The organism is Nocardia glycosmidis (assembly GCF_052545115.1).
Genome location: NZ_JBQWRH010000004.1, coordinates 190509 through 215792, shown reverse-complemented (window position 1 = coordinate 215792; position 25284 = coordinate 190509). Strand labels below are relative to the sequence as shown.

25 protein-coding genes are annotated in these 25284 nt (G+C 68.6%); 3 read left to right on the top strand and 22 right to left on the bottom strand.

What is annotated here, in order from left to right; all coding sequences use genetic code 11:
- Positions 1–6 precede the first annotated feature (6 nt).
- From ACT86A_RS06985 to ACT86A_RS06890, 20 genes are all read right to left on the bottom strand, one after another.
- A complete protein-coding gene (locus tag ACT86A_RS06985) occupies positions 7–2409 on the bottom strand; it encodes a carbamoyltransferase HypF (protein ID WP_445091154.1) in 2403 nt (800 codons plus the stop codon).
- Positions 2406–2648: a HypC/HybG/HupF family hydrogenase formation chaperone gene (locus ACT86A_RS06980; protein ID WP_445091153.1), complete on the bottom strand. Its 243-nt coding sequence runs from the start codon at positions 2646–2648 to the stop codon at positions 2406–2408. The genes ACT86A_RS06985 and ACT86A_RS06980 overlap by 4 nt, the downstream gene beginning before the upstream one ends.
- Positions 2649–2652: 4 nt before the next feature.
- Positions 2653–3186 carry a hydrogenase maturation protease gene (locus ACT86A_RS06975; RefSeq protein WP_445091152.1) on the bottom strand — a complete coding sequence of 178 codons (534 nt, stop codon included), beginning with the start codon at positions 3184–3186 and terminating at the stop codon, positions 2653–2655.
- 13 nt (positions 3187–3199) lie between these two features.
- Positions 3200–3517 carry a hypothetical protein gene (locus ACT86A_RS06970; protein ID WP_445091151.1) on the bottom strand — a complete coding sequence of 106 codons (318 nt, stop codon included), beginning with the start codon at positions 3515–3517 and terminating at the stop codon, positions 3200–3202.
- A 23-nt stretch (positions 3518–3540) separates the two neighbouring features.
- Complete coding sequence (locus ACT86A_RS06965) at positions 3541–3660, bottom strand: DUF6893 family small protein (protein WP_445091150.1); 120 nt, start codon at positions 3658–3660, stop codon at positions 3541–3543.
- A 13-nt stretch (positions 3661–3673) separates the two neighbouring features.
- Positions 3674–5002, bottom strand: coding sequence for a hypothetical protein (locus ACT86A_RS06960; protein WP_445091149.1), 1329 nt, complete (start codon positions 5000–5002; stop codon positions 3674–3676).
- Positions 4999–5646, bottom strand: a complete 648-nt coding sequence (locus tag ACT86A_RS06955; protein WP_445091148.1) for a DUF6084 family protein — start codon at positions 5644–5646, stop codon at positions 4999–5001. The genes ACT86A_RS06960 and ACT86A_RS06955 overlap by 4 nt, the downstream gene beginning before the upstream one ends.
- Positions 5643–6272 carry a DUF5947 family protein gene (locus ACT86A_RS06950; RefSeq protein ID WP_445091338.1) on the bottom strand — a complete coding sequence of 210 codons (630 nt, stop codon included), beginning with the start codon at positions 6270–6272 and terminating at the stop codon, positions 5643–5645. The genes ACT86A_RS06955 and ACT86A_RS06950 overlap by 4 nt, the downstream gene beginning before the upstream one ends.
- A gap of 2 nt (positions 6273–6274) precedes the next feature.
- Complete coding sequence (locus ACT86A_RS06945) at positions 6275–7177, bottom strand: NifU family protein (protein ID WP_445091337.1); 903 nt, start codon at positions 7175–7177, stop codon at positions 6275–6277.
- 28 nt (positions 7178–7205) lie between these two features.
- On the bottom strand, positions 7206–9002 hold the full coding sequence (locus ACT86A_RS06940) for a nickel-dependent hydrogenase large subunit (protein WP_445091147.1): 1797 nt from the start codon (positions 9000–9002) through the stop codon (positions 7206–7208).
- 11 nt (positions 9003–9013) lie between these two features.
- Positions 9014–10069 (bottom strand): NADH-quinone oxidoreductase subunit B family protein, encoded by a 1056-nt coding sequence (locus ACT86A_RS06935; protein WP_445091146.1) that lies wholly within the window; start codon positions 10067–10069, stop codon positions 9014–9016.
- 86 nt (positions 10070–10155) lie between these two features.
- Positions 10156–10998 (bottom strand): hydrogenase nickel incorporation protein HypB, encoded by an 843-nt coding sequence (gene hypB / locus ACT86A_RS06930; protein WP_445091145.1) that lies wholly within the window; start codon positions 10996–10998, stop codon positions 10156–10158.
- Positions 10956–11330 carry a hydrogenase maturation nickel metallochaperone HypA/HybF gene (locus ACT86A_RS06925; protein WP_445091144.1) on the bottom strand — a complete coding sequence of 125 codons (375 nt, stop codon included), beginning with the start codon at positions 11328–11330 and terminating at the stop codon, positions 10956–10958. Before ACT86A_RS06925 ends, hypB begins: the two co-directional genes overlap by 43 nt.
- 137 nt (positions 11331–11467) lie before the next feature.
- A complete protein-coding gene (locus ACT86A_RS06920; RefSeq protein ID WP_445091143.1) occupies positions 11468–12613 on the bottom strand; it encodes an acyl-CoA dehydrogenase family protein in 1146 nt (381 codons plus the stop codon).
- A gap of 440 nt (positions 12614–13053) precedes the next feature.
- On the bottom strand, positions 13054–13950 hold the full coding sequence (locus ACT86A_RS06915; RefSeq protein ID WP_445091142.1) for a lysophospholipid acyltransferase family protein: 897 nt from the start codon (positions 13948–13950) through the stop codon (positions 13054–13056).
- A gap of 262 nt (positions 13951–14212) precedes the next feature.
- Positions 14213–15661: a GTPase HflX gene (gene hflX, locus ACT86A_RS06910; RefSeq protein ID WP_445091336.1), complete on the bottom strand. Its 1449-nt coding sequence runs from the start codon at positions 15659–15661 to the stop codon at positions 14213–14215.
- A gap of 198 nt (positions 15662–15859) precedes the next feature.
- Positions 15860–16741: a diaminopimelate epimerase gene (dapF, locus tag ACT86A_RS06905; RefSeq protein WP_445091335.1), complete on the bottom strand. Its 882-nt coding sequence runs from the start codon at positions 16739–16741 to the stop codon at positions 15860–15862.
- 33 nt (positions 16742–16774) lie between these two features.
- Positions 16775–17611 (bottom strand): TrmH family RNA methyltransferase, encoded by an 837-nt coding sequence (locus tag ACT86A_RS06900; protein ID WP_445091141.1) that lies wholly within the window; start codon positions 17609–17611, stop codon positions 16775–16777.
- Positions 17608–18540, bottom strand: coding sequence for a tRNA (adenosine(37)-N6)-dimethylallyltransferase MiaA (miaA, locus tag ACT86A_RS06895; protein WP_445091140.1), 933 nt, complete (start codon positions 18538–18540; stop codon positions 17608–17610). Before miaA ends, ACT86A_RS06900 begins: the two co-directional genes overlap by 4 nt.
- Positions 18537–19301, bottom strand: a complete 765-nt coding sequence (locus ACT86A_RS06890; RefSeq protein WP_445091139.1) for a class III extradiol ring-cleavage dioxygenase family protein — start codon at positions 19299–19301, stop codon at positions 18537–18539. The genes miaA and ACT86A_RS06890 overlap by 4 nt, the downstream gene beginning before the upstream one ends.
- 241 nt (positions 19302–19542) lie before the next feature.
- On the opposite strand from ACT86A_RS06890, the gene ACT86A_RS06885 reads away from it, so the two are divergent.
- Entirely contained in the window at positions 19543–20919 is a 1377-nt protein-coding gene (locus ACT86A_RS06885) for a DUF349 domain-containing protein (RefSeq protein WP_445091138.1), read from the top strand.
- 75 nt (positions 20920–20994) lie between these two features.
- On the opposite strand, the gene ACT86A_RS06880 is transcribed toward ACT86A_RS06885, so the two are convergent.
- Both ACT86A_RS06880 and miaB read right to left on the bottom strand, forming a co-directional pair.
- The gene (locus tag ACT86A_RS06880; RefSeq protein WP_445091137.1) at positions 20995–21732 is read right to left on the bottom strand and encodes an Rv2732c family membrane protein; all 738 of its coding nucleotides are present in this window, start codon (positions 21730–21732) and stop codon (positions 20995–20997) included.
- Positions 21729–23273, bottom strand: coding sequence for a tRNA (N6-isopentenyl adenosine(37)-C2)-methylthiotransferase MiaB (miaB, locus tag ACT86A_RS06875; RefSeq protein WP_445091334.1), 1545 nt, complete (start codon positions 23271–23273; stop codon positions 21729–21731). The genes ACT86A_RS06880 and miaB overlap by 4 nt, the downstream gene beginning before the upstream one ends.
- Before the next feature lie 316 nt (positions 23274–23589).
- Between miaB and ACT86A_RS06870 the strand changes: the two genes are divergently transcribed.
- The gene (locus ACT86A_RS06870) at positions 23590–24318 is read left to right on the top strand and encodes an amino acid ABC transporter ATP-binding protein (RefSeq protein ID WP_445091333.1); all 729 of its coding nucleotides are present in this window, start codon (positions 23590–23592) and stop codon (positions 24316–24318) included.
- A 50-nt stretch (positions 24319–24368) separates the two neighbouring features.
- Positions 24369–25205, top strand: a complete 837-nt coding sequence (locus ACT86A_RS06865) for a glutamate ABC transporter substrate-binding protein (protein ID WP_445091136.1) — start codon at positions 24369–24371, stop codon at positions 25203–25205.
- Positions 25206–25284: the final 79 nt, after the last annotated feature.

The window sequence follows — 25284 nt, the reverse complement described above, 5'->3', positions numbered from 1 at the left end:
CTTCGCTCATCCCTCGCTGCAGGCGAGGAGTTGCCCGAACGCGAGACCGCCGTCGTTGGGCGGCAGCCTGCGATGGGTGATCGCGGTGAAACCGTTGTCCCGCAGCAACGCACACGATCGCGCGAGCAGCAGGGAGTTCTGGAAGACGCCGCCGGACAGCGCGACAGCTGTCGTGGAAGTGGCGAAGCGGAGCACGAGTTCGAGCACCAGCCGGGCGAGGGCCGCGTGGAACCGCGCGCCCACTACCGCAGCCGCCTCGCCCGCGCGCACGTCGGCCACCAGCTCCGCCAGTACCGGTGTGGGATCGATGACGGCGGGATCGCCCTCCTCGATCGGGAACCGGTATTCGGTGGCGCCGGTCGCGCCGCGGCGCGACAACCCTTCCAACTCGATCGCCGCTTGGGCTTCGTAGTCGACGACATGCCGCACCCCGCACAGCGAGGACACGGCATCGAACAGCCGGCCCATGCTCGAGGTGGGCGCGCAGCCGAGCCCGGTCCGGAACTGATGGGCCAGCACCGATCGCTCGTCGGCCGGGCAGGCGGCGACGGCGGGAATGTCTTCCCGCCAGTCGATCCCGGCGGCCCACAAGTGCGCCAGCGCCATCCGGTAGGGTCGGCGCACCGCGAGGTCGCCGCCCGCCAGCGGCACGTACCGCAGATGTGCGAGGCGGCGGTAGCCCTTGTAGCCGGCGAGCAGCACCTCGCCGCCCCACACCGCGCCGTCGGGACCGAACCCGGTGCCGTCGAAGGCGATGCCGACCACCTGCTCGGTGGGGCCGAGTCCGTGCTCACCCATCACGGCGGCGATGTGCGCATGGTGGTGCTGCACGGTGTACACGGCTCGCTCGCCCGCGTGTCTGTGCGCCCAGGCGGTGGAGCGATAACCGGGATGCGCGTCGGCGACCAGCTGCACCGGGCGTACCCCGGTCAGCGATCCGAGGTGGCGTTGCGCCGCGTCGAACGACCGCAGCGTGGCCAGATCGTCCATGTCGCCGATGTGCTGGCTCAGCCAGGCGTAGCGGCCGTCGGCCACGGCGCAGGTGTTCTTCAGGTCGGCGCCGACCGCGAGCGTCGGCGGCAGCGGCACCGGCAGCATCAGCGGCAGCGGCGCATAGCCGCGGGAGCGCCGGATGGGCAGCTCATGTCCGTCCAGTGGGCGCACGACCGAGTCGTCGCAGGGCACCAGAATGCGCCGGTCGTGCGTGAGCCAGCCGTCGGCCAGCCCGGCCAGGCGGGTGCGGGCGTCGTCGTCCTCGTAGCAGATCGGCTCGCCACCGAGGTTGCCCGAGGTCATCACCAGCACCCGTGGGCCGGGCCGATCGCCGGGCAGACCGAACAGCAGCAGATGCAGCGGAGTGTAGGCGAGCATGACCCCCAAATCGGGGTTGTGCGGCGCGACCGATGCGGCCGGGAGGGGGAAGTGGTTCGCTTCGTCCGCGGCATCGCCGGTGGCGACACATCCCGTTGCCGTCGAGCGACCGACGGCGGCGCCCGAGCCGGAAGCGGATGTCCCCGAATCACCCACGGTACCGGCCGGTTGCCCGGGCGGGGTCTGTCGAGCGAGCAGGACGATCGGCCGGGCCGGGCTGGTCAGCAGCGCCGCGCCCGCGTCGTCGACGGCGACGATGGCGCGAGCGGTGGCGAGGTCGGGCACCATCACGGCGAAGGGCTTGTCGCCGCGGCGTTTCCGGCGGCGCAGCTCGGCGACGGTCGCCTCGTTCGTCGCGTCGCAAGCGAGGTGGTATCCGCCGATCCCCTTGACCGCCAGAACGCCGCCCGCACGCAGCAGTTCCCGCGCCGCCGCCAGCGGCGCACCAGTGCCGGGCCCCGAGTAGGCCAGCGTCGGGCCGCAGTCGGGGCAGGCGATCGGCTGAGCGTGGAAGCGCCGGTCGGTGGGATCGGCGTATTCCCGCGCGCATCGGTCGCACATGGTGAAATTCGCCATCGACGTCCGCTCACGGTCGTAGGGCAGGCTCGCGATAATGGTGAACCGCGGACCGCAGTTGGTGCAGTTGACGAACGGATGGCGGTAGCGCCGGTTGCCCGGGTCGCGCAGCTCACGTTCGCAGTCGGCGCAGATCGCGACATCGGGTGAGGCCAGTGTGCGACCGCTGTGGTCGCTGGTGGTCCCGGCGATGTGGAAGCCGGTGCCGCCGCGCACGGCGATATCGGCCTGCTCGACCGACTCGATCATCGCCAGCGGCGGCGGCCGCAGGCGCAGCCGCTCGGTGAACGCGTCCAGATCCGCCGGTGCGCCCTCGATTTCGATGACGACGCCGTCGCTGTCGTTGCCCACGCTGCCGGTCAGGGCGAACTCGGCGGCGGTCGTGTAGACGAACGGACGGAACCCGACGCCTTGGACCACGCCGCGCACGAGCAGTCGCCGCCGCACCCGCGCGGTGGTCATGGCCGGTCTCCACGTTGCAGCAGACGCAGCCCGTCCAGTGCCAGCGCGGCCCCCGCCTCGTCGGTTTTCTCCACCGCGAAACCCATGTGGATGATCACCCAGTCACCCGGTCGTGCCGGATCGTCGTCGAGCAGGCCGATATTGACCTTCCGCTGCTCGCCGGACACCTCGACCAGCGCGATCTGGTCGTGGTAGCCGTCGGGGATTGCCACCACCCGACCGGGAATGCCCAGACACATCGGTTCAGTCCTCCTCTCGCACTGCGTTCGGGGGCAGCGAACCGACCCCGCCGGGGCGTACAGGCACCCCTGCAGCACCGGGACGTGCGGCGGGTAGCGCGAGCAGTTCGGCGAGCACACCGTCGATGGCGGCGACCGCGTCGTCGACGGCCGCGGCGACCGGTGCGGACAAGCCGATGCCCTCGTCCACACAAGCGATCTGACAGCCGACCACCACGGTCGGCGGCAGTGCACCGCCCAGTGCACGCACTCCGGCGAACACGGCGGACGGGGTCATCGCGTGCGCGTCGAGCTGCGCGGTGTCGTCGTTCTCGGTCGCGGCGTGGAAGACCTCGATCCGGCCGGGCGCTCCGCGATCCGGCACCGCGTCGACCAGCACCAGCGCGTCCCAGGTATCGAGCAGGTCGTAGGCGAGGTGCATGCCGCGGATGCCGTAGTCCACCACGCGCACGCCAGGATGGCGCGGCAGCCGCCGCACCACTTCAGGTCCGAATCCGTCGTCGCCGAGAAAGACGTTGCCGATCCCGGCGACCAGCACCGTGGCCGTCGGATCACCCCTTCCGCTCGGTCGGCGCCGCCGCGCCGCCGACGTCCGCGTCGTCGACCTCGCCTGTTGCCGTTTCGTCCGGCGCGTCGGCGGTCTGCTTCCGTCCTTCGTAGGGCGGGGTCGCCGGCTCGGCGCCGGCGGGGGCCGCTGTCGTGAATTCGCCCCCCGCTTCGGCGTCGGTGCCGTGCGCGGAAGTCGTCTCCTCATGACCGATGTCACCCGGTTCCCGTTCGGTCGCTCCTGCGGCGGCGGTGCTTGCGCCGGTGTCGCGCGAACCCGGCGCGCCGCGAGCCGACTGCGGCTCTTCGCGTTGCTCACCCATGATTGTTCCTTTCCGGTCGTCCACTACATGTGCCGGATCTTCAGATATCGCCGCAGGTCCGGTATCGCCCGCAGACCTACATACACCCCCACCGCCGCCAGCGCGGCGACGATGCCCGTCGAGATCACTCCCACCGTTTCCATAGCGGACTTCCTTTCACTTCTCGGGGCCTTCGAGTGGCTCCACTTCGTCGGGCGCGAAATACAGGTAGCGGCCGTACCATTCGTGCAGATCTGCCGCCGGGTCGTCGTCCAGGACCACCCCGACGTGCGCCTGCCCGTCCACGTCCTCGTGCACCGAGACGACCCGCGCGCACTTGCCGGCGAAGAACAGGTCCTGCGCGTCGGCCCGCCGGGACGGATGCAACCGAACCCGGCTGCCCTGACGCACCAGCACGCCCGCGACCGACACCGCGTCGACCTCCGGACGAACGATGCTGTCGGCCAGCGGATCCCACCAATCGAAGCCCTCCGGGACCGCGGGGATCAACCGCGCAGGCTCGGGGTGCGGGTCGCGGAGGACGCCGTGCAGCTGCCGCATGGCCTCGGGGGTCATCGCCTCGCAGCGGTCGATGATGTCCGCTGCGCGCGGGTCGGTGGCCCGTGCCTGCGCTTTCTCCGCGTCGGTCATCGTCAGCACCCGCAGGGTCAGGATCTCGTCGATCTCGGTGGAGTCGAACAGCGCGCCTGCGCTCTGCTCGGCGATCTCCGGATGGTCGTAGAGGATGATCGGCGAGATCAGCAGCGTGCTGTAATCGCCGGGCGCTGCGGCGAGCACGGGAAAACAGCGGCGGCGCTCGCAGCGTCCAGCCGCGGCCGCGGCGGCGGGCGGCGGGTCCAACAGGGAGACGAACTGTCCGCCGGTGATCTCAGCGATCACATGCGCGCCGATCAGCGAGCGGGCGATGGCGTCGCGCTGGTCGGTCGCGGGCGCGCCTTCGTTGCGCAGCACGACGGTCAGCCGCAGGTAGCCGTCGTCCTGGTCAGTCGCGAGCGCGAGTTCGCCCGCAAGTGGAAGACGGGTCCGCACCAGCGCCCCGCCCGTCGAACCGGATCGCCCGGCGATCGGCTCGGTGTCGGTTCCGCCCGGGATACGGAGTGGCCGAACGATATTCGCGGGCGCGACCGGTCCGATGACGATTTCCTGCTCGACCGCCTCGTCCCAGGACAGCCACGATCGCTGCCCATCGGCCAGCTCGGCGACCGGCGTACCGTCGGCATCCACCACTTGTCTGCGCTGCAGCTGCAGGAAACGGACCGCCAAAGTGAGCTGGGGATTTTCGCCCGGATCGATCAGGCACTGCGCCGAGAGCGCCGGCTCCTCGCCGAGTCCGGTCGCGGCGGCCCCTTCAGGTCCCAGTACGCCGAACTGCCACCGCGACTGGTTCTTGCGCGCGTCGGCGCGGTAGGGGTACAGCAGGTACCCCTCGTAGAGCACCGCGTCGGCCACGGCGCGGGCCCGGGCACGGGATTCGGCGGTGGTCACGGCAGCTCCCCGGAGTGCGCCAGCAGCTTGGTCACCGCGTCGTCGAAACCGAGCAGTCCGTGGCCGGATTTGTAGGCGGACAATGCCTCCAGGGTGTCGCGGTGCAGCCGTAACCAGCCCGAGTTGGGGTAATGCGCCGCCATCAGGTCGTGCCAGGTCGAAACCGGCATGTCGAACTTGTCCTCGCGATCCCAGGGAATCTGCTGGATGGCGAAGCCTCCGCTGCCCCTGATGAAGACCGTCCCGCTGAACAGGAACAGCAGCGGAACCACGCCCTCGCGCAGCGCGTGCAGATACTTCGATCCGGTCACCTCGAAGTCGTAGGTACACGGCATCGGCAAATCGATCTCGGCGCCGCCGGTGAACCCGGGGACCATGGTGGTGCAGTGCATCCACAGGAACGAGCGCTGCGTCTGGTGCCACCGCTCGCGCGGACCGAACATGTCGACCAGTCCTGCGGCTTCCGCATCGGAGTAACCGCGGCGGAACGGCTCGACGCGCACCTGCGCGCGCAGGGCGATGGCGTGCACCGGTTCTTCCGCAAGCGCGGCGATGCCGACGCGCGCGGACAGAATCGGCGCCACCGAATACGGCTCCGGCTTGATCCCCAGCACGGCGAACGTCGTGGAATACACCGGGCTCATGCCGCACCGCCGGGTTTCGCGCGCGACGACGCGGCGGCGAAGAACTCCTCCAGGTAGCGCCGCACGTCCTGGCCGCCGTCGAACCCGCGCCACAGCAACCGCATCCGGCCGACGAACTCGTAGCAGGCGTCGATCGGCAGCAGCAGGCACCCGGTCTGCCCGGTTCCGCGTTCAGGCATCCGGATCAGCAGCGCCTCCACGTCGGGTGCCAGAACGTCCAGTGCGGGATGGCGCTGGACAACCGCGTCCCACGCCTCGAGCGGCAATTCCGATTCGGTGGCGCCCGCCGGGCCGGGATAGAACGCGACCGTCCGTCCCAGCGGGGTGTTGCGGAAGAAGAACGCGAGACCCACCGGGATCTCCAGCGCGTCCCACTCCGCCTGGCTGATCGTGACATCGGGAAACGCGAGGTAGCGATCCGGAACCGCCCGATAGCGCAGCTGCGCGTTCTGGTCGACGAACAGCAGATAACAGCTGCGGCACACGCACATCAGCTGCCTGCCTTCGACGTTCACCACATGCTGGTGCTCGCCGGCGATCGGCTCCGCGCACATCTCGCACCGCTCACCCGCCCGAGGCGGCGGCGTGGAATCGGCGGCGATCCGCCGCAACGCGCGCAACGGCATGCTCACCCGTGCACCCCCACCGGCACCGCCACGGACAGCTCGCCGGAGCGCAGGAGCACCGGCAGCGGCTCCAGGTGTCCGTCACCGTCGACGCGCGCCCCCGCGTGCACGACGTCGTAGCGCGCCCGACAGGTCGGACACCGCAACACCGCGTCGCCGACCGGGAATCCGACGCGACGCTGCAGCGCGGCGCCCGCGAGCGAGTTGTCGCATCCCGGGCAGTGGTCCAGGTAGACGTAGACGTCTGCACCCACCCGACAGGCCAGAACGGCCAGTCCGGCAACAGTGAAACCGCCGACTTCGCCGGCGCGCAGCTCGGCCAGCTCGGGAACCGCGACCCAGCTGCCGGACCGGTGGCCGCCGGAACGCACTCGGGACAACAGCGAGTCGGCGGGGATCACCCCGGCCGACTCCGGCGCAGCGGCGACGACTTCGATCGACTCGATTTCCGGTGCCGCCGCGCGCACCGCGTCCTCGACGGCCAGTTCCAGCGTCACCGCCGACGACGGGCAACTGCGGCAGCTGCCCGCCAGATCCAGCCGGACGACACCGTCGGTGATGCCGACAAGGTGGACATCGCCGCCGTGCGAACCCAGATAGGGGCGCACACTGTCCAGCGCCGTCCGTACTCGGGTGTGCACGTCGTGTGGGTGCAGCCCGTGCACGAGCAGCAGACTCGCGACCAGGTCGTCGCGCGCCAGTCGCTCGATCGCCTCGGCGTCCAGCAGCCGCAGCATACGGGTCAGCCCCGCACCGTACAGTTCGACGATCTCGCGCACGAGTTGCTCGGCGCGCTCGCGCGCGAGCGCGCCGCCCGCCGAACTCGCCTCCAGCAAAGTCTCGATGCGCTCGCCGGCTTCCCGCCAACGGGTTTCACCGAGCGTTGCGTCGTCCAGGTCGTCCACCGTCACCTCCGCTTCGCCCGACGCGGGCTCACTCCGGGGTGACCGTCTGCGTCGGTGAGTGCAGCTTCTCCAAGGTCTGTCCCTTGCCGAGATACATGTGCACGCCGCACGGCAAGCAGGGGTCGAAACTGCGCACCGTGCGCATGATGTCGATGCCCTTGAAGTTCTCGCGGTCGTTCTCCTCGAAGATCGGCTGGCCCTGCACCGCGTCCTCGTAGGGGCCCGGGGTGCCGAAGCTGTCGCGTGGGCTGGCGTTCCACGGTGTCGGCGGATACGGGTGGTAATTGGCGATCTTCCCGTCCCGGATCACCATGTGGTGCGACAACACGCCTCGCACCGCCTCGGTGAAGCCGCAGCCGATGCTCTCGTCGGGGACCTCGAACTCCTCCCAGGTCTTGGTGTGACCCGCGCGGATCTCGGCCATCGCCTTCTCCGCGAAATGCAGCGCACACGCCGCCGCGTATGCCTGGAAGTAGGTGCGCGCGCGGTTGCGCTCGATGGTGTTGCTGCCGTGGGCGGGGATCTTCCATTCCAGCGTCACCGGGCCTTTGAGCGCGGTCTTGGGCAGGTTGATCTGCACGCTGTTCCCGGTCGCCCGCACGTAACCGATATCGACCAGGCCGGCCAGCGCTGTCGACCACAGTCGTGCCAGCGGGCCGCCGCCGGTGTCCAACGCGAGATGTTCACTGCCGTCGAACCAGCGTGGCGACATCACCCAGCTGTACTTGTCCTCCAGGTCGCGTTTCTGCGGCTTGGGGTTGGTGTGCTGGTTCCAGGGGTGGCGCCGGTCCACCGGATTGCCGAGCGGATCGGTCCGGACGAACATGTCCTGATCGGTCCAGTCCTCGTAATACGAGCTGCCCAACAGGATCCGCAGGCCCAGATTGATGTCGAGCAAAGACGTCGTGACAAGCTTGCCGTCGACCACAACGCCCGGGGTCACGAACATCTTTCGGCCCCAGTCCACCATGTCCTTGTACTCGAAGTTGCAGACCTCCGGGTCTTGGAACGAGCCCCAGCAACCCAGCAGCGTGCGCCGCAGGCCGACCTGCTCGTAACCCGGCAGCGCCTCGTAGAAGAAGTCGAACAGGTCGTCGTGCATCGGCACGACCTTCTTCATGAACTCCACGTAGCGCATCAGCCGGGACATGTAGTCGGTCATCAGCTGGATCGTCGCCACCGTGCCGACGCCGCCGGGGTACAGCGTCGACGGGTGCACGTGGCGGCCTTCCATCAGGCAGAACATCTCGCGGGTGATGCGGCTGACCTGCAGTGCTTCCCGATAGAAATCACCGGTGAACGGGTTGAGCGCCCGCATGATGTCGGCAATCGTGCGATAGCCGTGCTCCCCCGCGTGCGGCGCCGCGGTGTTCTCCGCCCGGGCCAGCACGCCGGGATTGGTCTCGGAGACCATCTTCTCGCAGTAGTCCACACCGACCAGGTTCTCCTGGAAGATGTTGTGGTCGAACATGTATTCGGCGGCCTCGCCCAAGTTGACAATCCACTCCCCCAGATGCGGCGGACGCACGCCGTAGGCCATGTTCTGGCAGTAGCACGAACAGGTCGCGTGGTTGTCGCCGCAGATGCCGCAGATGCGGCTGGTGATGAAATGCGCGTCGCGCGGGTCCTTGCCGCGCATGAAGATCGAATAGCCACGGAAGATGGACGAGGTGCTGTGGCACTCGACTACTTCCCGATTCTCGAAGTCGATCTTGGTGTAGATACCGAGACTGCCGACGATGCGAGTGATCGGGTCCCAGGCCATCTCGACGAGACGGTCCGGTTCGATCGTTCGGTGCGACGGCTCCGGGATGATCTGCGTCATCAGAGCTCCTCCTACCAGGTGCGGATCGCGCCGGTCTCCAGCTTCCGGCCCCTGTGCCGCCAGTGCGGCTCCTCGTCGACCGTGTGTTCAGTGATGTGCCGGAGGCTGCGGATCACCGATCCGTACAACCCCGAAATGGTCGACGAGAACTTGCCGCCGGGCGGTTCGTCCATGAACGGCATGAATTTGTCCGGGAAGCCCGGCATCGTGCAGCCGATGCAGATGCCGCCCACGTTCGGGCAACCACCCAGCCCGTTCATCCAGCCCCGCTTGGGGACGTTGCACTTGACCACCGGCCCCCAGCAGCCCAGTTTCACCAGGCAGGTCGGCGAGCCGTACTCGGTGGCGAATTCACCCTGCTCGTAGTAGCCGGCGCGGTCGCAACCCTCGTGCACGGTCGCGCCGAACAGCCACTTCGGTCGCAGCGCTTCGTCGAGCGGGATCATCGGCGCCTGCCCGGTCGCCATGTAGAGCAGATAGGTGAGCGTCTCCGACAGGTTGTCCGGCTGGATAGGGCAGCCCGGCACACAGATGATGGGGATGCCCGCCTTGCTCTTCCACTGCCAGCCGAGATAGTCGGGGACGCCCATCGCGCCGGTCGGATTGCCCGCCATCGCGTGGATACCGCCGTAGGTCGCGCAGGTGCCGGCCGCGACGATCGCGGTGGCCTTCGGCGCGAGACGGTCCAGCCATTCGCTGGTCGTCATGGGCTGACCGGTCGCCGGGTTGTTCCCGAACCCGCACCAGTAGCCTTCCTCCTTGAGCTGTTCGTTCGGGATCGAGCCCTCCACCACCAGGACGAACGGCTCGAGTTCGCCGCGGTCGGCCTTGAAGAACCACTCCAGGAAATCGTCGGCGCCGCCATTGGGGCCGCATTCGTAGTCGATCAGCGGCCAGTGCACGGCGATCTTCGGCAGACCGGGCAGAGCGCCGAGGGCGATTTCTTCGATGCTCGGCTGGGTGGCCGCTGTCAAGGCGACCGAGTCGCCGTCACAGCTGAGTCCTGCGTTGATCCACAGGACGTGGATCAATGTGTCTTCGGCTTGTACTGCTTCCTGAGTGGGCATACCTCGCCACCTTCCGCAGCGGACCACCGGGGGCCGAATCTCACCTTTCTCGAAGAAGGGGTCACCCGGAAATGTGATCCTGTTCGCTATATATTAGCTCTCTCCGCGGCTCGATCGAGAGCCGCCGGACCTGCCACGCGGCGTTGCGTGGCCAGCCAGTCGTACCAGTGCGATAGGCCTGCACCGCTGGTCACCGACAGCGGTAGGACCTCGACGCCGGGGTGTATCGAGGCGATGTACTCCCGGCATCGGTCCAGGTCGAAGTCGACGTAGGGCAGCAGGTCGATCTTGTTCACCAGCACCAGTCCCGCTGCCTGGAACATGTGCGGGTATTTGAGGGGTTTGTCCGTCCCCTCGGTGACCGAGACGATCACCACTTTCGCGCGCTCCCCCAGATCGAACAGCGCCGGGCAGACCAGGTTTCCGACGTTCTCCACCAGCAGCAGCGTGCCCGGCGCGGGATCCAGCGTCGTCAGCGCGCGGTAGGCCATCTCGGCATCCAGGTGGCATCCCGCGCCGGTGTTGACCTGCACGACCCGGCAACCGGTCGCGGTGATCCGTTCGGCGTCCAGCAAGGTCGCTTGATCGCCCTCGATCACCGCGATCGGGGACTGACCGGACTCGCGAATGGTGCGCTCCAGCAACGCGGTCTTGCCCGCGCCCGGAGAACTGGTCAGGTTCAGCGCGACGATGTCGCGCTCGGCCAGCCACGCGCGGTTGCGCTGCGCCAGTTCGTCGTTCTTGGCCAGGACCCTCAGCTCCAGGCTGACCGTCTCAGTGGCAGGCGGGTGCACGTGGTCGGCGGCAGGGCCGTGGTGGTGGTCATGCGTGTTCTGGTGGGTCTCGTCGTGCCCGTGGTCGTGGTGATGGTCGTGCGGGACGTGAATTACCGCAGTGGCGTCGTCGCCGCACCCGCAGGTTGCGCACATGCCTCACTCACCTCCATCGATCGGATTCGCAGTTCGCGCCCGGACCGGATCTCGACATCGGCGCTGCCGCAGGAACAGAGCAGGATCGGATCGGCGAGCCGGAATTCGGCTCCGCAAGCCCGACAGGCGGCGACACCCGGAACCTCCACCAGGATCAGGTCCGCCTCCTCGGCCACCGTGTCCTCGGCCGCGACTTCGAAGCAGAACCGCATGGCCTCGGGCACGATGGCGCACAGCGCGCCCACCTCGACGGTGACGGAGTACACCCGTCGCCCCGCCGCGTGCTCGCAGACGGCGTCGATGACACTCCGGGTAATCGCCATTTCGTGCATCGCGACCTCGATTCCTCGAGCTGACCCTTTTGAGGCTACTCCCGGGCAAACCGGACGCGGGCGGAATCGTCGATGCTCCCGATATCCCGGCCGCCGACGTGGTTATCGCCACCGGACAGGGTCGCGAACCGTCGCTGTCAGGACAGTTTCAAACTGCGGCCGATGATCTCTTTCATGATCTCGGTGGTGCCGCCGTAAACGGTTTGGACGCGGGCATCCAGGTAAGCCTTGGCGATCGGGTATTCCTTCATGTAGCCGTATCCGCCGTGCAATTGCAGGCAGCGGTTGATCAGGTCGAGTTGTTCCTCGGTGCTCCACCACTTGGCCATGGCCGCGTCCTCGGCGGTGAGCTTGCCCTCGTTGAGCAGTTCGATGAACTTATCCACCATCAGCCGGACCGCGGTGGTCTTGGTGGCCAGTTCGGCGAGCACGAAGCGGGTGTTCTGCTGAGCGCCGATGGGTTTGCCGAACGCCTTGCGGTCGCGGACGTACTGGATGGTCATCTGCAGGCAGGATTCCATCGCCGCGGCCGCCATGACGGCGATCGACAGCCGTTCCTGCGGCAGGTTGTGCATCAGATGCAGGAAACCCATCCCCTCGGTACCGAGCAGGTTCCTACCGGGGACGCGCACGTCGCTGAAGCTCAACTCGGCGGTGTCCTGGGCTTTGAGGCCGATCTTGTCCAGATTGCGGCCGCGCTCGAAGCCGGGCATGCCCCGCTCGACCACGAACAGGCTGAAACCCATCGGACCTTTGTCCGGCGCGGTCTGCGCGACCACGATCACGAGGTCGGAGTTGATCCCGTTGGTGATGAAGGTCTTGGCGCCGTTGAGAATCCAATCGTCACCATCGCGCACCGCGCGGGTCTTGATGCCCTGGAGGTCCGAACCGGTGCCCGGCTCGGTCATCGCGATGGCGGTGATGATCTCGCCGGAACAGAAGCCGGGCAACCAGCGCTGCTTCTGCTCGTCGGTGGTCAGGTCCAGCAGATAGGGGGCGATGACATCGTTGTGCAGCGAGAAGCCCAGACCGGAGTACTGGCCGCGTACCGACTCCTCGGCGAGGATGGCGTTGTAGCGGAAATCCGGCACACCACCGCCGCCGTACTGCTCCGGCATGGCCATGCCGAGGAAGCCTTGCTTACCCGCCTCGAGCCAGACCGCCCGGTCGACGATGCCCTGCTGTTCCCATTGCGCGTGGTTCGGCGCGACGTGCTGATCCAGAAACCCGCGGAACGACTCCCGGAACAGTTCGTGTTCCGGTTCGAACAGTGTGCGCTCCACGCCGACCTCCTAGTGACCGCACCGGCCGGTCCACACCGACCAGCCGCTGCCTCATACCGTACCCGGATTGAGAATCCTTGTTCACTTCTGTACCGAACATATGGTCTCACCTGGACCGGCGACGTGACCTGGAAACAACTGGCGGGATTCCCGGCAAACGGGCGGGTTCATTCGCGGCCGACTGTCGCGTGTGCCGAGGATCGTTTCCGCACTGCGTGCGCGCTCACGGCGTGTCGGGCGAACCGGTAGTGGCACGAGACGGCCGATGCGAGGAAGTCACGATCGGACCGTCCACATCACGAGTTGGTGTGCATTGCGAACTCGAGGGCGACTCCAACGCGATTGACGAGACCTACCCTGCGCGGACGATCACGCACGGGTGACCGCTCGCACTGCGGGAGAGATAGCCGCACGCCAACTCCCGAAAAGCACAGCAGTCATTAGCCTTTCAGCCAACTGCGCAGACGCCCCACCAGAGTGCGGCCTTCGTCTCGCTCCCGTTCGGCGAAGAGGAAATTCATCTCCTCTTCCAACGCCTTGCGCACCACGTCGCGGAATTCCGTTGCGGCCGCGTGCTTATCGCCGGCTCCGCGCCAGGGGGCCGGGTCGATCGGCGCGCCGGCGGAGAAGTAGAAACGCTCTGGCCGCGGGATGACGGTGGGACCGACGCCGCGGATCAACGGAGGGGTGAGATCGCGGCTGAGCCCGAGCGCCCCCACGGTCCAGCGCAGCGGGCGCAGGAGCGGGTGGTCGCCGTCGACCACGATGTCGTAGGCGTCGTCGACGCCGATCATCGCGACCGGAACGATCGGGGCACCCGCTTCGATCGCCATGTGCGCGAAGCCGCTGCGCCCCTCCCACTTCAGCAGATATTTCTCGTTCTTACGGCGCACCGCCTCGCGAGCGCCGCCGGGGAACACCAAGACCGCCTCGCCACGCTGGAGCAGAGCCAGGCAATTGGATCTGGTCCCGCGCACCGTGCCGAAATAGTGCAGGAGGTGACGCACCCCGGGGACATTCATCAGCACGTTCTCGGCAAGCCCGCGGATGAGGCGGCCGCGGCGGCGCAGCACCTCGGGCAGCAGCAGTGGGGCGTCGATGCCGCCCAGCAGATTGTGGTTGCCGACCAGCAACACCGGCCCGTCGGCAGGGATGTTCTCCAAGCCGTAGAAGCGCGGGCTGGTCCACACACGCAGTGGCGCGAGCAGAGTGTCGATCAGCCTGAGATCGGTGTCGGTCAGCGAAACCGACAGCGGCGCACCGTCGCTGAGCACCGGATCAGCGCTGTCCGCGGTGCCGCAATGGCGAGTACCCGAAGCGGAGCGGGCGTCGGACATGAACCCTCCTGATGTCAGTTCGGCGCCGACAGTGTAACGAAATCGACTGCGTCGCACCGGATATGCGCATCACGACGAAATATGCCCGAGCAAGGCAATCGACCGGCGCACCGCTCGTGCGCGTAAGCCCACCGTGAACTCGCACGTCATCGCCGGTGCGGCAGCAACACTGCCGCCGCACCGGCGATGGGATGTGAATACGCTCACACCACAGCGGAATCAGCGATCGGCGGCACCGCGCGACATCAGCGAACCAGCACGCCTACGCGGAGGCGTGCTGACCATTCTCCCGCGTCCCGGTCCCACCGGCGTGCGCGTATTCGGACAACGCCGCGGCCAGGGCGTGCGGGACGCGCGCACGAACCCGGGTGCCGCCCTCCTCATGCTGGGAACTCTGGATGCGACCGTCGGCGTGGATGCGGGCCAGCAGGTCGCCGCGTGTGTAGGGCAGCAGGACACTGATCTCCACGTCCAGCCCGCCGAGCAGCTCGGCCAGCCGCTGCCCCAACGCATCGATGCCGAGCCGGCTGTGCGCCGAGACGAACGACGCGTCCGGCAACAGCCCGCGCAGATGGGTGAGGTCCGTCGGACCAATCGCGTCGATCTTGTTGACCACCAACAGTTCCGGCGGGGGTGGCGTGCCGGATTCCTTGATCACGTCCGTGATCACCTCGCGCACCGCCTTGATCTGCTCGGCGGGCAGCGCGTCGGAGCCGTCCACCACGTGCAGCAGCAGGTCGGCGCCGGTCACCTCTTCCAGGGTGGAGCGGAACGCCTCGACCAGTTGGGTCGGCAGGTGGCGAACGAAACCCACGGTGTCGGTGAAGACGACCTCCCGGCCGTCGTCGAGCTCGGCCCGGCGGGTGGTCGGGTCGAGGGTGGCGAACAGCGCGTCCTGCACCAGCAGCCCGGCGCCGGTGAGAGCGTTCATCAGGCTCGACTTGCCCGCGTTGGTGTACCCGACGATCGCCACCGACGGGATGCCACTGGCCGTGCGCCGCGCCCGCATGGTGTCGCGCGCGGTTTTCATCTCCCGGATCTCGCGGCGCAGTTTCGCCATCCGCTCGCGGATGCGCCGGCGATCGGTTTCGATCTTGGTCTCACCGGGACCACGCAGACCCACACCGCCGTTGCTGCCCGCGCGACCACCGGCCTGCCGGGACATGGACTCACCCCAGCCGCGCAGCCGCGGCAGCATGTACTCCATCTGAGCCAGCGAGACCTGCGCCTTGCCCTCCCGGGAGGTGGCGTGCTGGGCGAAGATGTCCAGGATCAGCGCGGTCCGGTCGACCACCTTCACTTTGACGACCTTCTCCAGCGCGTTCAGCTGAGCCGGGGTCAGCTCACCGTCGCAGATCACGGTGTCGGCGCCGGTTTCCAGCACCACCCCGCGCAGCTCGTCGGCCTTGCCGGAGCCGATGTAGGTGGCCGGGTCCGGCCGATCGCGGCGCTGGATCAGCGCCTCCAGCACCTGTGAGCCGGCGGTCTCGGCCAGCGCGGCGAGTTCCGTCATGCTCGCGTCCGCCTGCGCGGCGGTTCCCGCGGTCCAGACGCCGACCAGCACGACGCGCTCCAGGCGCAGCTGCCGGTACTCGACCTCGGTGATGTCGGTGAGCTCGGTGGACAGGCCCGCCACGCGGCGCAGCGAGCTGCGGTCCTCGAGCTGGAGCTCACCCACGGTCGGATCGGCCGACCAGCCCGAGCGCCGCATCCGGGCGGCGTGCTCGGCGACGACGTCGCCGTTCGCCGCGTCCGAACGGGTCACAGCGTCGTCGGAAGTGTCGGCGGAGCGCTCATCCGGGGCCGCCGGGGTGAATTCATACGTCTCTGATTTCCTCATACACCATCCATGCTGCCACGACATCACCGTGGCACGCACCCGGTTATCCGCAGGGCGGGCAGCTCGAGCTCACAAAGCATCCCACCAGGACCGGGCGAGGCGGCCGGTGGCCACGAGGACCGATGGCCCGCGCAGCCAGGCCGAGCCACGCTCCAATCCGACGGTCAGCTCGCCCCCGGGCACCCGGACGTTCACCTGGCCGGTGTCCTCGGCGATCCGGAAACCGTCCGCCGCCAGCGCCGCGGCGGCCGCGGCGACGGTGCCGGTGCCGCAGGAGCGCGTTTCGCCGACCCCGCGCTCGTAGACCCGCATGTCGACCGAGCTCTCGGCGTCCAGCGCGGTGACGATTTCGACGTTCACCCCCTGGGGGAACAGATCGGGATCGAAGCCGGGCGGCACGGTCAGGTCCAGCTTGCGCAGCGCGTCCGCGGATATCCCGGGGTCGACGCAGGCCAGGTGCGGGTTGCCGACGTCGATGCCGATCCCGGACAGCGCCCAGCCCGCGATGGTCGCGGTGGACTCGCCGAGTTCACGCACCGGCCCCATACCGACCGTGACGTCGCCGGTGACCGCGTCCCCAGCATGCACGGTGACCGGACGCGCCCCGGCTCGGCTGCCGACAACATAGCTGTCCCGGGTCTCCAGGCCCGAGGCCGCCAAGTAGTGAGCGAAGACGCGCACGCCATTGCCGCACATCTCGGCGACCGACCCGTCGGCGTTGCGATAGTCCATGAACCAGTCGTCCGGGCCCACGCCCTCCGGGATCCGCGCGAGTACGCCCGCGGCTTCCAGCGCACCAGCGCGCGCCACCCGCAGCACGCCGTCCGCGCCGAGCCCACGCTGACGATCACACAGCGCGCCGACCTGCGCCGCAGTCAGTGCCAGCTCGGCATGCGGGTCCGGCAGGACCACGAAGTCGTTCTGGGTCCCGTGCCCCTTGGTGAACTCGATATCCGGCACGTGCGCGGTCTCCCTCTCTCGTCGTCATTTGGCAAACGTGCGCCGCTGCCGGGAAATTTCGTAGAGCGCCACCGCCGCCGCCGACGGCGCACCCAGCGAACTGGCCGTGCCACCCATCGGAATGTGCACCATATCGTCGCAGGCCACCTGCCAGGCCGCACTCATCCCACTGGTCTCATTGCCCACGACCAGGATTGTCGCTTCGGTGAAGTCGTAGTCGTAGGCGGCGCGGTGACTCTGCTCGTCGGTGCCGACGATCCGGGTCGGAATGCCACGACGCACCTGCCGGTTGCGGAACTCGAGCACCTGCCCGGGCCCGGCGGCGCGGATCACCGGCATGGCGAACAGCGAACCCGTCGAGGCGCGCACGGCCTGCGGATCGTACTGATCGGCCCCGTGCCCGGTGACGATGACGCCACTGGCGCCGAAGGCGTCGGCCGAGCGGATCAACGTCCCCAGATTGCCGGGCGAGTTGGGCCGGTCGAACACCACCACCACCGGCGCGTCCTCCCCCGGCTCGCCCGGCTCGAAAGTCTCCAGCTCCAGTTGCCGCGACATCGCGACGGCCACCAGTTCCGGTGTGCCGCCGGCCTTTTCGCCGAGCTCGGCCATCAGCTCCGGCACCAGGCCGACCTGCGGCACCCCGCTGGTGTCCAGCAACTCGCGCGCCCAGTTCGACAGCTCCGGGCCGCCGAGCCGGTACAGCAGGGTCTCCAGTGGCCAGTCGTTGGCCACGGCCTGGGTGATCGGGCGAACTCCCTGCACCAGGAACCGGCCGTCCCGATGACGTTTGGTCCGATTGTTCAGATAGGCCTGCCACACTTGGACGGAGGCGTTGCGCGTGCTCACATGTCGGGTCACTGCGGAGTCCGTTCTTTCGCTTCGAGCAAGGCCAGCACCGTGGCCGGCAGATCGGGAGCGGCGCCGTCCACCCACCGCACCCGGGGATCGCGCCGGAACCAGGAGCGTTGCCTGCGCACGTAGCGCCGGGTGCCGATCAGCGTGCGCTCCCGCGCGTGGCTCAGGTCGTATTCGTTGTCCAGATAGGCCAGGACTTGTGCGTAGCCGATCGCGCGCCGGGCTGTGACGCCCTCGCGCAGACCGTGCTCGATCAAGCCGCGCACCTCCTCGACCAGCCCGCCGGTGAACATCGCGGCAGTACGCTGCTCGATGCGTGCGTCCAGTGCCGCGGTCTCCCGGTCCACCCCGACGATGACCGTGCCCCAGCGCGGCTGCCCGATCGTCGGCGCCGAGGCGGCGAACGGCAGCCCGGTGAGCTCTACTACCTCGAGCGCTCGCACCATGCGCCGCCCGTCAGTGGGCAGGATGGTCGCCGCGGCCGCCGGATCGGCCTTGTGCAGTGCCGCGTGCACCGCCGCGACTCCCTGCTCGGCGAGCACCGCCTCCCAGCGCGCCCGCACGACCGGATCGGTGGCCGGGAAGTCCCACTGGTCCAGCAGCGACTGGACGTACATCATCGAACCGCCCACGATCACCGGCACCTGCCCGCGCGCCATGATCGCGGCGACGTCCGCGCTCGCCGCCGCCTGGTAGGCGGCCACCGAGGCGGTATCGGTCACCTCGAGGACGTCGAGCTGGTGATGCGGGATGCCGCGCCGCTGCGCGAGGGGCAGTTTGGCGGTACCGACGTCCATCCCGCGGTAGAGCTGCATCGCGTCGATGTTCACGATCTCGCCGCCGAGTCGTTCGGCCAGGTCCAGGGCGAGGTCGGATTTGCCGGTGGCGGTGGGGCCGACGACGGCGATGGGCGTGATGCCGGAATCCGTCATGCGGCATCGTCTCCTACCGGATGCCAGATACTCACGTGGTAGCCAACGCCGAACGGAGCGGCGCGGTAGCGCGTCTCGACCACCGGATCGGCGCGAAACAGCCCGGCCAGTACCTGGTAGGCGGGGCGTCCCGCGAGAGCCAGTTCGGCGCACAACTGCGGATCGAGCGCCCGCAGCGCGGCGCGGTCACCCGCGGTCAGAGCACGATCGAGTTCGTCCTGCACCGGGCGGGCACGGTCGTCGAGGTAACCGGGCGCCTTGGCGGACAGGGTGGCCGCTCCGTCCGCGACCACCAGCACGCCGTGCCGGGCGGCGGCGCCGTCGAGGTCGGCGCGCAGCTTCGCACCGAGTTCGGCGCAGTCCTGCGGCGGCGCGTCCGCCGCGACTATGCTCGCCTCGGCGACGGCGCACGGCGCGACCTGCCCGCGCAACCACCCGGCGATCAGCGCGGCCAGCGGTAGCTGCGGATCGGCGCGCTGTGCTCCGGCGACCGCCGCGGCGGAAAAGCCGACTCGGACGTCGGCGCCGAACCCGCGGAACGTGCCGACGGTTTCCGGACCGAACGCGCCCTCGACGCCGCTGGCACCGACCACCATCCACTGGTCGGTCACCGACGCGAAAGCACGCACAGCGTCGAGCACGGTGGCGCGCAGCACGACGCGCGGGTCCGGTTCGCCTGTGCCCGTCGCCTCCACCACGCCGCCGCACAGCTCGGGCACCAGGACGGGTGGCGAGGGAACCAGCGCAGCGACGGAGAACACGTCGTAACCGTAGTCGTTGTCCCGACCACCGGCCCCGCCCGCCTTCGAGTGTCTCTCCCGCAAACGCGCCCGGGATTGATAGTGTTCGAGGAGCTACAACCCAGGTCATCAGCGTGTGGAATCCCCGGGATTTCCTCCATGGGAAGACGAGGATCGATGGTCACAGCGGCTCGGACCGGGTTGAATGGGATGAGCTAGGGCGTAACCAGGCAGCCGTGACGCGCGGCAGGGACGAGGAAAAATGACCGACAGCAACGGAACCGCGAAAGCTGGCCCCGGCAAGATGCCGCGCACTTCCGGTGCCCCGAAACCCGGTAGCTCGACTCAACCGCCCAAGCCGCACGCGGTCAAACCCGCCCCGGGCCCGGCCCAGCAACACCCACATCCCGTCGTAGTGCCCACCGTCTCCGACCCCAGCCGGTGGGGCCGGGTCGACGAGGATGGCACCGCGTGGGTGAAGACCGCCGAGGGCGAGCACCAGATCGGTTCCTGGCAGGCCGGTGACGCCGCCGAGGGCCTGGCCCACTTCGGCCGCCGGTTCGACGATCTGGCCACCGAGGTCGCCCTGCTGGAGGCCAGGCTGGCCGCGGGCGCGGACGCCCGCAAGACCAAGGCCGCCGCCGAGGCGCTGGCCGAATCGCTGCCGACCGCCGCCGTCATCGGCGATGTCGACGGCCTGGCCCGACGCCTGCAGGCTATCGCCGAGCACTCCGAGGAAGCGGCCGCGCACGCCAAGGAAGAGAAGGAGCGCGCCCGCCACGAGCACACCGAGCGCAAGGAGGCGCTGGCCGCCGAGGCGGAGCAGATCGCCGCCGAGTCCACCCAGTGGAAGGCCGCGGGCGATCGGCTGCGCGAGATCCTCGAGGAATGGAAGTCCATCCGTGGGGTGGACCGCAAGGTCGACGACGCGCTGTGGAAGCGGTACTCCAAGGCCCGCGAAGCCTTCAACCGCCGCCGCGGCGCGCACTTCGCCGAACTGGATCGTGAACGCGCCGCCGCGAAGACACACAAAGAGGAACTGTGCGTGCGAGCCGAGGAGCTGTCCAGCTCCACCGACTGGGTGAACACCGCGGGCGTCTTCCGTGACCTGCTCGCCGAGTGGAAGGCCGCCGGCCGCGCGCCCCGCGAGGCCGACGAGGCGCTGTGGCGGCGCTTCAAGAGCGCGCAGGACGTCTTCTTCGCCGCGCGCAACGCCGCGGTCTCCGAGCGCGACGCCGAGTTCGAGCAGAACGCGACGGCCAAGGAGGAACTGCTGAGCGCCTACGCCCACATCGACCCGGCCGCCGACCTCGAGACCGCCCGCAGCGAACTGCGGGAACTCCAGGACAAGTGGGATGCCATCGGCAAGGTACCGCGCGATCGCATGCAGGAACTGGAGGGGAGGCTGCGCGGTATCGAGAAGCGCGTCCGCGACGCCGCGGACGCACAGTGGCGGCGCACCGACCCGGAGGCGATGGCACGTGCGGCCCAGTTCCGTGAGCGTGTGGCGCAATTCGAGGAACAGGCCGCCAAGGCGCAGGCCGCGGGGAACGCCCGCGACGCCGAAAAAGCGCTGGAGCAAGCCAAACAGTGGCGCGAATGGGCCGACGCCGCCGAAGGCGCCGTCAGCAACCGCTAGGCGGGATCTCGGCATGACCGACAGCTGTGGCCCCCACTGATCAGTGGGGGCCACAGCTGTCGGTGCGAATTCTGGTCAGGAGTCGCCGGTACGGCGCCGGCGGTCGCGTTCCTCCGCGGCAGCGGCGGCATTGCGGCGCTGCTCTTCGGCGGCCAGGTGCAGGGCGGTGCGGCTCCACACCACGCGCACCCAATGGAAGGTGAGCACGATCGCGACGATCGCGCCGAGAATCAGGCCGATACCGGGGCCCGCGGCGACGTAGTTGCCCAGCCCGGGAGTCTGGCGGTGCCAGATCGAGAGGACGCCGAACACGCTGGCGACAGCGCTGCCGGCGACGGCGACCCAGGCCAGTGCCCAGCGGCGGGTCATCAACGCCAGCGTCGAGGCTCCGATGCCGAAGATCACGACGAACCAGACGAAGACCCGCGAGGGCAGCCCGATGTGCTCGACGCGCGCCACCTCGGTGTTCAACAGCACGTCGAAACCACGTGCCGTGCCCGCATGCGGCAGGACCAGCGACAGCAGCAGCAGGAACACCGCTCCCGCCACGACCATGGCCCGCACACCCGGATCGATCTCCCCCGCGATCCTGCGTTCCACGGCGTCGAGATCGTCCCGGAATTCCTCGAAATCGCTGGTGCTCTCGACCGAGCTCACTGAGTCCTCGTTTCGTTCGTCGTCTCGGGCGGCTGCTGATTCCCCCGCCTGCTGCGGGGCCTGCGCGGACGCGGCACGCTCGTTGTCGCCGGACGCGGGTTCAGCTCGATCGGCGCCGCGGGCGGCGTCGTCGCCATCGTCCGGCCTGGTGGTCATGCGCCGCAGCCGGTCGAGCAGCCCACAACCGCCGGCTCCGGGGCGGGGGCACCGACCCGAGGCAGCCCCAGACCCACGCCGATGGGCTCGGTCTTCGGCATGACACCGCGCTCGTGTGCGTCACCGGCGCGGGTGCGCCGGTGGGTCCTGATCGCGGCGTCGGCGATCAAATGATGCGGGGCCGCACCGGTGATATCGACGGTGACCAGGTCGCCGGGGCGGATCGGCTCAGCGGTGCCGCCGGGGCGGAAGTGCACCAGTCTGCCGTCACGAGCGCGTCCGCTCATTCTCGCTGTCGCGGCGTTCTTCTTGCCCGCCCCCGCGGCGACGAGCAACTCCACCTCGGTACCGACCAGCTCACGGTTGGCGGCCAGGGAGATCTCCTCCTGCACCGCGATCAGCCGGTCGTAGCGCTCCTGCACGACGGCTTTGGGCAGCTGATCGGGCATGTCGGCGGCGGGCGTGCCGGGCCGCTTGGAGTACTGGAAGGTGTATGCGCTGGTGAAGCGCGCCCGCCGGACCACGTCCAGGGTTTCCTGGAAGTCCTCCTCGGTCTCGCCGGGGAAGCCGACGATGATGTCGGTGGTGATCGCCGCGTGCGGCATCGCGGCCCGCACCTTGTCGATGATCCCGAGATAGCGGGCTTTGCGGTAGGAGCGCCGCATGGCCTTGAGCACCCGATCCGAACCCGATTGCAGGGGCATGTGCAGCTGCGGGCAGATGTTCGGGGTCGCGGCCATCGCCTCGATCACGTCATCGGTGAACTCGGCCGGGTGCGGCGACGTGAAGCGCACCCGCTCCAAGCCGTCGATGGTGCCGCACGCGCGCAGCAGCTTGGCGAACGCGCCGCGGTCGCGCGGCTCGGCCGGGTCGGAGAACGACGCGCCATAGGAATTCACGTTCTGGCCGAGCAGGGTCACCTCGAGCACGCCCTGGCCGACCAACGCCTGTACCTCGGCGAGCACATCGCCGGGGCGGCGGTCGACCTCTTTGCCGCGCAGCGCGGGCACGATGCAGAAGGTGCACGTGTTGTTGCAGCCGACCGAAATGGAAACCCAGCCCGCGTAGGCTGATTCGCGCTTGGCGGGCAGCGTGGACGGGAACGCTTCCAGCGACTCCAGGATCTCCACCTGGGCTTCCTGGTTGTGCCGCGCGCGCTCCAGCAGCACCGGCAACGAGCCGATGTTGTGCGTGCCGAACACCACGTCCACCCACGGCGCCTTACGCACCACGACGTCGCGGTCCTTCTGCGCCAGACAGCCGCCGACGGCGATCTGCATACCGGGACGGCTCGCCTTGATCGGCGCCAGGTGGCCGAGCGTGCCGTAGAGCTTGTTGTCGGCGTTCTCACGCACCGCGCAGGTGTTGAACACGACAAGATCAGCCGTCGCCCCGGGCGCGGCCTGCACGTATCCCGCGTCCTCCAGCAGACCCGACAAGCGTTCGGAATCGTGCACGTTCATCTGGCAACCGAAGGTGCGGACCTCGTAACTGCGTGCTGAGCCCTCGACGGGCGCGGGAGTCGACGTCGTGGGAGTCAACGTCGTGGGAGTCAACGTCGTGGGAGTCACCACTGCCTGTCCGATCGAATCCACCCATCCAGGGTACGGGTCGGCCGCCGGCGGGTTTCGCGGGCATCGGCGCAGGCTCCGGGCGCATCCGCGGGCCACCCGGGCGGGGGACGGACAGATCGCGCCGATGTGTCGAATCGGCGTGGCGAGACGGCGTGTCGCCGAAACCCGGGCAAATCCCCGATTTTTGCTTAAGGTCGTCTGCATGACCGATGACGCCGCTATCCCCGACACGACCGGGGACGCTCCCGCCGGGGCGGTCAGCGCCGCCACCAGCGCGCCGCCGATGATCTCGATGCGCAGTGTGGACAAGTACTTCGGCGACCTGCACGTACTCGAGGACATCAACCTCGAGGTCCCCAAAGGGCAGGTCGTCATCGTGCTGGGCCCGTCGGGTTCCGGCAAATCGACGCTGTGCCGCACCATCAACCGGCTGGAACCGATCGACTCCGGCGACATCGCCATCGACGGTATTCCGCTGCCCGCCGAAGGCCGCGCGCTGGCCGCGCTGCGCGCCGATGTCGGCATGGTGTTCCAGTCGTTCAACTTGTTCGCGCACAAGACGATCGTGGAGAACGTCATGCTCGCGCCGATCAAGGTCCGCAAGATCAAGAAGGACACCGCCCGCACCCGCGCCATGGAGCTGCTCGACCGGGTGGGCATCGCCGATCAGGCCGACAAGTACCCGGCTCAGCTCTCCGGCGGGCAGCAGCAGCGTGTCGCGATCGCCCGCGCCCTGGCGATGAACCCGAAGGTGATGCTCTTCGACGAGCCGACCTCGGCGCTGGACCCGGAGATGGTCAACGAGGTGCTCGAGGTGATGGTGTCACTGGCCAAGGACGGGATGACCATGCTGGTCGTCACCCACGAGATGGGGTTCGCACGCCGCGCCGGAAACCGGGTCCTGTTCATGGCCGACGGCCAGGTGGTGGAGGACACGCCGCCGGACGTCTTCTTCACCGCCCCGAAATCCGAGCGCGCCAAGGACTTCCTGGGCAAGATCTTGAGCCACTGACCTGCTGGACACAGCGGCGAGCAACACCCACGAGAGGGAGAAGGAACTCGATGAGGATCAACCGTGCCCTGCGATTCGGTGTCGGGGCGATCGCCTTGGCACTCGCCGCCGCGACCGCCACCGGCTGTGGCGGCGGCAACGACAAATCCGCCCTTGACCACGCCAAGGACGGCAAGCTCACGATCGGCATCAAGTTCGACCAGCCAGGTCTGGGCCTGCGGAACAAGGATGGCTCCTACAGCGGTTTCGACGTCGAGGTGGCCAAGTACGTCGCGGGCAAGCTCGGCGTGCAGCCCGAGGGCATCACCTTCAAGGAATCGCCCTCCGGCCAGCGGGAGACGCTGATCGAGAACGGCCAGGTCGATTACATCGTCGCCACCTACTCGATCAATGACCAGCGCAAGGAGAAGGTCGACTTCGCCGGTCCGTACTACGTCGCGGGCCAGTCGCTGCTGGTGCGTGCCGACAACACCGCTATCAACGGCCCCGACGATCTGAAGGGCAAGAAGGTCTGCTCGGTGAAGGGCTCCACTCCGGCCCAGAACATCAGCAAGAACTTCCCCGACACCCAACTGCAGGCCAACGACACCTATTCGTTGTGCCTGGAAGGCCTGCGCGCGGGTTCGTGGGACGCGGTGACCACCGACGACATCATCCTGGCCGGCTACGCCGCACAGAGCACCGGCGCGTTCAAGGTAGTCGGCAAGCCGTTCACCACGGAGAACTACGGCATCGGGTTGAAGAAGGGCGACCAGGAACTGCGCGACAAGATCAACGACGCGATCGAGGCGATGATCGCCGACGGCTCCTGGAAGAAGGCGTTCGACTCGACCGTCGGCACTTCGGGCTACCAGGCGCCCCAGCCGCCGACGGTGAATCGCTACTGAGTTCCGCTGCCTTCCGAGCACGGGTGGCCCGGCCCCGACCGGGCCGCCCGTGTCACTTCCCCTGACCATCGAGACCCGA

Coding starts and splice junctions, on each gene's coding strand:
- ACT86A_RS06935 (WP_445091146.1), bottom strand. CDS start 10,069: ATGCCCACTCAGGAAGCAGTACAAGCCGAAGACACATTGATCCACGTC.
- miaA (WP_445091140.1), bottom strand. CDS start 18,540: ATGACGGATTCCGGCATCACGCCCATCGCCGTCGTCGGCCCCACCGCC.
- ACT86A_RS06980 (WP_445091153.1), bottom strand. CDS start 2,648: ATGTGTCTGGGCATTCCCGGTCGGGTGGTGGCAATCCCCGACGGCTAC.
- ACT86A_RS06950 (WP_445091338.1), bottom strand. CDS start 6,272: ATGCCGTTGCGCGCGTTGCGGCGGATCGCCGCCGATTCCACGCCGCCG.
- ACT86A_RS06925 (WP_445091144.1), bottom strand. CDS start 11,330: ATGCACGAAATGGCGATTACCCGGAGTGTCATCGACGCCGTCTGCGAG.
- ACT86A_RS06880 (WP_445091137.1), bottom strand. CDS start 21,732: ATGACCACCAGGCCGGACGATGGCGACGACGCCGCCCGCGGCGCCGAT.
- ACT86A_RS06865 (WP_445091136.1), top strand. CDS start 24,369: ATGAGGATCAACCGTGCCCTGCGATTCGGTGTCGGGGCGATCGCCTTG.
- hflX (WP_445091336.1), bottom strand. CDS start 15,661: ATGCGGCGCTCGGGCTGGTCGGCCGATCCGACCGTGGGTGAGCTCCAG.
- ACT86A_RS06965 (WP_445091150.1), bottom strand. CDS start 3,660: ATGGAAACGGTGGGAGTGATCTCGACGGGCATCGTCGCCGCGCTGGCG.
- ACT86A_RS06940 (WP_445091147.1), bottom strand. CDS start 9,002: ATGACGCAGATCATCCCGGAGCCGTCGCACCGAACGATCGAACCGGAC.
- ACT86A_RS06955 (WP_445091148.1), bottom strand. CDS start 5,646: ATGAGCCCGGTGTATTCCACGACGTTCGCCGTGCTGGGGATCAAGCCG.
- ACT86A_RS06970 (WP_445091151.1), bottom strand. CDS start 3,517: ATGGGTGAGCAACGCGAAGAGCCGCAGTCGGCTCGCGGCGCGCCGGGT.
- ACT86A_RS06870 (WP_445091333.1), top strand. CDS start 23,590: ATGATCTCGATGCGCAGTGTGGACAAGTACTTCGGCGACCTGCACGTA.
- ACT86A_RS06885 (WP_445091138.1), top strand. CDS start 19,543: ATGACCGACAGCAACGGAACCGCGAAAGCTGGCCCCGGCAAGATGCCG.
- hypB (WP_445091145.1), bottom strand. CDS start 10,998: ATGTGCGCAACCTGCGGGTGCGGCGACGACGCCACTGCGGTAATTCAC.
- ACT86A_RS06915 (WP_445091142.1), bottom strand. CDS start 13,950: ATGTCCGACGCCCGCTCCGCTTCGGGTACTCGCCATTGCGGCACCGCG.
- ACT86A_RS06985 (WP_445091154.1), bottom strand. CDS start 2,409: ATGACCACCGCGCGGGTGCGGCGGCGACTGCTCGTGCGCGGCGTGGTC.